Genomic DNA, 989 nt, shown 5'->3' with positions numbered 1-989 from the left:
TGTTCGAAGATGGGTTCAAGTATTCTTTTTGTTGCGGCTTGGAGAATTCGGTCTTCAACTGTTGGTATTCCTAATGGACGTTTAGTACCATCGGCTTTTGGAATATACACTCTTCGGACGGGTTTTGCTCGATATGTTTTGGTACGTAAAGATTCTTGGAGCACTCTTAAGTTGTGTTCCAATTCTTTTTCATAATCTTTAATAGTAACTTTATCCACACCATGTGAGCCTCGATTTTTCTTCACGTCATAAAATGCCTGTTCCAGGTTTTGATAGTTCCAAATTTTATCAATTAGGCTGTACCATTTGCGTTTCTTTTTAGAATTCTCTACTACACGTAAGCTTCGTTTTCCTATCGATTCCTCCATGTATTCGTTTCCTTTCCCAATACAATATCAACTGTATAGGTTACCCAATGGCTGATATTTGATATTAGTACTACGCCCTAAACAACCTACTTTCTTTCGGTCTCGATTCTTTGGCTATCTGCCTTATCGACTTCTGTTTAGTACATGACGAGTAAATAAGTTCGTAATGCTTTTCTTACATGGACAGACGGGCTTCGCATCAGTTCATTGCCTTTTGGGTCAATGACTGCCATACCAACAATGTGGTACGTCGCTTCTCTTTGTGGCATTTCCAACAAGCTTATTCACTACTATCCCCTGCTCTGACTTCTCACCCTCCATAGTCAGAATCTTGTCCATCGCGGCTTTGAAAATGAGTTACCACCAACGGTGGAGAAGATGAGATCTCCTTGGGTCACGTCTTCGCCTTTCCCTCGAATCCAGTCCTCATAACTAATAAGACACAAAGTGGTATAGGACATCCCTTTCCCTTGCAAGGTTATCCTGCCTTACCAGCCAACATGGTTTTAGCCACCTGTTCCGAGTTTTGCCTTCAAGTCCTCCGCACGAAATCTCACGATACTCGCACTACCTGTCAGCTATACATTTCCGCCACAACGGCATGTTAGGGACTTGCACCCT

1 protein-coding gene and 1 pseudogene are annotated in these 989 nt (G+C 42.4%); both read right to left on the bottom strand.

Annotated features, from left to right (window positions below; all coding sequences use genetic code 11):
- Positions 1-368, bottom strand: a pseudogene (locus M3183_RS26520) (group II intron reverse transcriptase/maturase); the annotation flags it as partial.
- Between the two features lie 137 nt (positions 369-505).
- Positions 506-637 carry a hypothetical protein gene (locus tag M3183_RS27250; protein WP_285881236.1) on the bottom strand — a complete coding sequence of 44 codons (132 nt, stop codon included), beginning with the start codon at positions 635-637 and terminating at the stop codon, positions 506-508.
- Between the last annotated feature and the right edge of the window lie 352 nt (positions 638-989).

It is taken from the genome of Neobacillus mesonae (assembly GCF_023715155.1).
GTDB classification, from domain to species: domain Bacteria; phylum Bacillota; class Bacilli; order Bacillales; family Cytobacillaceae; genus Neobacillus; species Neobacillus mesonae_A.
This window is presented reverse-complemented; position numbering and strand designations above follow the sequence as displayed.